4 protein-coding genes and 1 pseudogene are annotated in these 4,756 nt (G+C 70.2%); all 5 read left to right on the top strand.

Translation table 11 applies throughout. The annotated features are described in order from the left end of the window. Positions 1-303 (top strand): annotated as a pseudogene (locus AC27VN_RS33045) (pirin family protein); the annotation flags it as partial. 102 nt (positions 304-405) lie between these two features. Continuing rightward, positions 406-1,608 carry a M20 aminoacylase family protein gene (locus AC27VN_RS33040; protein ID WP_093351605.1) on the top strand — a complete coding sequence of 401 codons (1,203 nt, stop codon included), beginning with the start codon at positions 406-408 and terminating at the stop codon, positions 1,606-1,608. Positions 1,609-1,661: 53 nt separating this feature from the next. Continuing rightward, the gene (locus tag AC27VN_RS33035; protein ID WP_490879304.1) at positions 1,662-2,624 is read left to right on the top strand and encodes a tripartite tricarboxylate transporter substrate-binding protein; all 963 of its coding nucleotides are present in this window, start codon (positions 1,662-1,664) and stop codon (positions 2,622-2,624) included. A 92-nt stretch (positions 2,625-2,716) separates the two neighbouring features. Beyond that, on the top strand, positions 2,717-3,187 hold the full coding sequence (locus AC27VN_RS33030; protein ID WP_490879303.1) for a helix-turn-helix domain-containing protein: 471 nt from the start codon (positions 2,717-2,719) through the stop codon (positions 3,185-3,187). A gap of 20 nt (positions 3,188-3,207) precedes the next feature. Then, a complete protein-coding gene (locus AC27VN_RS33025) occupies positions 3,208-4,521 on the top strand; it encodes a HipA domain-containing protein (RefSeq protein ID WP_490879305.1) in 1,314 nt (437 codons plus the stop codon). Positions 4,522-4,756 lie beyond the last annotated feature (235 nt).

Below are 4,756 nucleotides of genomic sequence, written 5' to 3'. Positions count from 1 at the left end.
GCCGGCCACACGGTGGGCTGGCTCGCGGTGGAGAGCGGCCAGCTCGACGCGGGCGATGCGGCCGGCGGGCCGATCGGCGACGGCGAGCTCGCGGTGTTCGAGGAGTCGGGCGAGGCCATCGAGTTGGTGGCGCATGGCGACACCTCCTTCGTGCTGGGCTCGGCGGTCAAGCATCCGCATGAGCTCGTGATGGGCCACTACTCGGTGCACACCAGCCGCGCGACGCTGGACCAGGGCGAGGCCGAGATCCGTCGCATCGGCGCGAAGCTGCGGCAGGAGGGCCGGCTCGGCCGGGCCGCATAGCGCAGGAAGCGCGGCTCCGACGAGCCGCGTAATCGAGCATGCGCGCGCCGGGCGGCTGCGCCAGAATCGTTCGCTTCCAGAACGATTCAGCCAGCCGCCCCCATGAACATCGTCGATTCCTTCGCCGACGTCGCCCGCTTCGTCGACATCCGGCGCGACATCCACGCCCATCCCGAACTCGGCTTCGAGGAACACCGCACTTCCGAGAAAGTGGCCGGCCTGCTCGCCGAATGGGGCATCGAGGTGCACCGCGGCATCGCGGGCACCGGCCTGGTCGGCGTGCTGCGCAAGGGCACGGGCGCGCGCACCATCGGCCTGCGCGCCGACATGGATGCGCTGCCGCTGCACGAGGCCAACGAGTTCGCCCACAAGTCGCGCCACGCGGGCCGCATGCATGCCTGCGGCCATGACGGCCACACCACCATGCTGCTGGCCGCCGCCTGGCACCTGTCGCAGCAGGGCCCGGACGACTTCGACGGCACGGTGCATTTCATCTTCCAGCCCGCGGAGGAGATGGGCAAGGCCGGTGCCAAGAAGATGATCGACGAGGGCCTGTTCGAGCGCTTCCCGTGCGACGCGGTCTTCGGCCTGCACAACTTCCCGGTCGGCGACGTGGGCCGCTTCGCGCTCAACGAGGGCGCGCTCATGGCCTCGAGCAACACCTACCGCATCACGCTGCACGGGCGCGGCACGCATGCCTCGATGCCGCACACCGGCATCGACCCGGTGGCGGCGGTGGTCAACCTCGCGCAGCAGCTGCAGACCATCGTCGCGCGCACCATCCCGAGCACCGAGCGCGCGCTGCTCGCGGTCACGCAGCTGCGCGGCTCGGATGCGCCCAACATCATTCCCGACGAGGCCACGGTCGGCGGCACCATCCGCACCTTCTCGATCGAGGCCATCGACCTGCTCGAGGCGCGGCTGCGCGAGGTGGCCGCGGGCGTGGCGGCGGCGCACGGCTGCACGGCCGAGGTGTTCTTCAACCGCTCCTCGCCGCCGACGGTGAACCATCCGGCCGAGGCGCGCTTCGCGGCCGGCGTGATGCGCGAGGTGGTGGGCGACGACATGGTCACCACCGATTTCCCGGCGGTGATGGGCGCCGAGGACTTCGCCCACATGCTGCTGGCGCGGCCCGGCTGCTACGCCTTCCTCGGCAATGGCGACGGCGACCACCGGCTCGACGGCCACGGGCCCGGGCCTTGCATCATCCACAACAGCTCGTTCGACTTCAACGACGAGATCATCCCGATCGGCGCGAGCTACTTCGTGCGGCTGGCGCAGCGCTGGCTCGCGCCCGGGCGCTGAAGCGACCACGCGGATTTCTTCCTTTCTCCAACCCGACGAAAGCGGCCCTACCGATGACCACCCCGTTCGCCCGACGCTCGCTCCTCGCCCTGGCCTTCGCGGCGGCCGTACTGCCCGCGGCGGCGCAGCAGCGCGTGATCCACATCGTCGTGCCCTTCGGCACCGGCGCGGTGCAGGACACCGTGGCGCGCGCCTTCAACAACGAGCTCGGCGCGGCGCTCAATGCGAGCGCCATCGTCGAGAACCGCGCGGGTGCGGGCGGCACCGTGGGCGCGGCGATCGCGGCCAAGGCGCCGGCCGACGGCAACACGCTGGTGCTCGCGGCCGCGAGCCACAACATCGCGGGCTTCCTCTACAGCAAGCTGCCCTACGACCCGCTCAAGGACTTCGTGGGCGTGGCCAACATCGGCAACGCGGGCTACGTGCTCGCGGTGGCCAGCGGCATGAACGTGTCGACCACGGCCGACTTCATCAAGGAGATCAAGGCCAACCCCGGCAAGTACAACTACGCCTCGGCCGGCAACGGCAGCGCCACGCACCTCGCGATGGCCTCGTTCCTCGCCAAGGCCGGGCTGCAGATGACGCACATCCCGACCAAGTCCACCGGCGAGGCGGTCAACGAGGTGCTCGCGGGTCGGGTGCAGGCGGTGATCTCGTCGAGCATCGGCGTGATGGGCTTCCAGAGCGATCCGCGCATGAAGCTGCTGGCCTCGACCGGCCAGTCGCGCAGCCCCTTCCTGCCGAAGCTGCCGACCGTGGCCGAGAGCGGCCTGCCCGGCTATGCCTTCGATTCGTGGATCGGCCTGCTCGCGCCGGCAGCCACGCCCAAGGCCGAGATCGAGCGGCTCAACGCGGCCGTCAACAAGGTGATCGCCGACCCGGCGATCCAGGAACGCTTCACGCGGCTGGGCGTGGAGCCGCGCAGCCAGAGCGCCGAGGAATTCCAGAAGCTGCTGCGCGCCGACTGGGATGCGATGGGGGCGGTGGTGAAGGCCTCGGGGGCGAAGGTCGATTGATGGCAAATACAAGCTTTGGCAGATAAAAGGCAAAAATAAGCCAAAACCTATAAATTGACAAAACAAGGGAAGGCCTATATCTTGAAGGCAAGATGGACTACCCCCTTCGTTTTGCCGATCAGCTTCGGGCGCACCTCCAGGCGCTGCGGAAGAAGCGCGGCCTGACGCAGGCGCAGGCCGGCAGCCTCGTCGGTGTCAGCCAGGCCCGGATCGCCGAGATCGAGGCGAATCCCGGGGCCGTCGGTTTCGAACAGCTGATGAAGCTGCTGGCGGCGCTGGGCGCGTCGATCTCGCTGCGCGACGAAGACGAGGCCCCGGCCTTCGCGGCGCCGGCGAGCGCCGAACTCCCCGATGGCGACCAGCGCGCGAAGGATCGCAACGCGGTGCGCGCCTATGGGCGGATGCCGTTGCCGGCCTCGCCGGTCGCCCAGGAAAAAGGCGCCGAACCGGCGGTGGCCGCCCCGTCGCCCCCCGAACCGCAAGCACCGCGCCCTGCCGCGGATGGCCCCGCGCCCACCGTCCGCGGGCGCTTCGCCGCCACGCCGAGGAAAGGCTCCTGGTGAGGCGCGCGCTCAAGGCCTGGATGAACGGCGAACTCGTCGGCACCTGGTCGGTCGATCGCGAATCCCACAGCTTCCGCTACGAGCCCGCGTGGCTCGCGTCGCCGCGGCGCCGTTCGCTGTCGCTCTCGTTGCCGATCACCACGGCGCTCGAAGTCCAGGGCGAGGCGGTGCGCAACTACTTCGACAACCTGCTGCCCGACAACGAGCGGATCCGTGCGCGGCTGGGCCAGCGCTTCGGGCTCAAGAACACCAAGGTCTTCGACCTGCTCGAAGCCATCGGCCGCGACTGCGTGGGGGCGGTGCAGCTGCTGCCCGACGGCGCGGTGCCCGAAGGCTGGGACCGCGTGAACTGCGAGCCGCTCGCCGACGAGCAGGTGGCCGAGTTGCTGCGCGCCGTGCCGACCGAATCGACGCCCGAGCGGCTGCGCGACCGCGACCTGTTCCGGATCTCGCTCGCGGGCGCGCAGGAAAAGACCGCACTGACCCGCGTCGACGGCCGCTGGTGCCGCCCGCATGGCGCCACGCCGACCACCCACATCCTCAAGCTGCCGCTGGGGTTGATCGGCGGCTCGCGGCGCGTCGATGCCTCCGATTCGGTGCAGAACGAATGGCTCTGCGCGCGGATCGTCGGAGCGCTGGGCCTGCCGGTCGCGCCGACCGCCATCGAGCGCTTCGGCGACCAGAAGGTCTTGGCGGTCGAGCGCTTCGACCGCGAATGGATGGCGGGCGCGAACGGCGAGCGCTGGATCGCGCGCCTGCCACAGGAAGATTTTTGCCAGGCGATGGCGCTGCCGCCCGAGCGCAAGTACGAGCAGCATGGCGGCCCCGGCATGACCCGCTGCCTGCAACTGCTGCAGGGCAGCCGCAGCCGGGACGATGGCACGTTGTTCCTGCTCGCGCAGCTCGCCTTCTTCCTGCTGGCGGCCACCGACGGGCACGCCAAGAACTTCTCGCTCCATCTGCAGCGCGGCGACGTCTACGAGATGACGCCGCTCTACGACGTGCTGTCGATGTGGCCCTACTTCGGCAACGGCGCGAGCCAGTTCCAGCCGCGCCGGGCCGAGCTGGCGATGGCCGTGCGCTCGAAGAACGCGCACTACGCGCTGCACACCATCCAGGCGCGCCATTGGTGGGGGCTCGCGATGCGCAACGGCGGCGACGACACCTGGCGCGCGATGCTCGCGCTGGTCGAAACGCTCGACGAGGCGCTGGCCGAGGTCGAGGCCGCGCTGCCCGCGGACTTTCCCGCGCGGACCTGGGAGGCCGTCTCCCGCGGCATGCGCGCCGAGGCACGGCGCTTCCTTTCGGGCGTGGCGCCCGCCGCGACGCGCTGACCCGGTCTCGTCCTCCAGCCGGATGCGCTCGCCGCGTGCCGGCGTGTAGGACGCCCGTGCATTGACTTCGGCCCTCCGCGGGCGATGCTGGGAACGGGTCCGGCTTGTATGCCGGACCGCAGGAAGGAAGGCTTTCATGGAACAGACAACGACAACAGGCATGCCCTCGCGCCAGGGCGGAACGCAGAAGCTCTGGGTGGTGATCGGCGTGCTCGCGGTGGCGGTGGCCGCGCTC

This window comes from Variovorax sp. 20P10.2.4 (assembly GCF_058244205.1).
This window is presented reverse-complemented; position numbering and strand designations above follow the sequence as displayed.

What these genes read in the sequence shown, in the direction of transcription:
- AC27VN_RS33025 (WP_490879305.1), top strand. Translation starts at nt 3,208, where the DNA reads ATGAACGGCGAACTCGTCGGCACCTGGTCGGTCGATCGCGAATCCCAC.
- AC27VN_RS33040 (WP_093351605.1), top strand. Translation starts at nt 406, where the DNA reads ATGAACATCGTCGATTCCTTCGCCGACGTCGCCCGCTTCGTCGACATC.
- AC27VN_RS33035 (WP_490879304.1), top strand. Translation starts at nt 1,662, where the DNA reads ATGACCACCCCGTTCGCCCGACGCTCGCTCCTCGCCCTGGCCTTCGCG.
- AC27VN_RS33030 (WP_490879303.1), top strand. Translation starts at nt 2,717, where the DNA reads ATGGACTACCCCCTTCGTTTTGCCGATCAGCTTCGGGCGCACCTCCAG.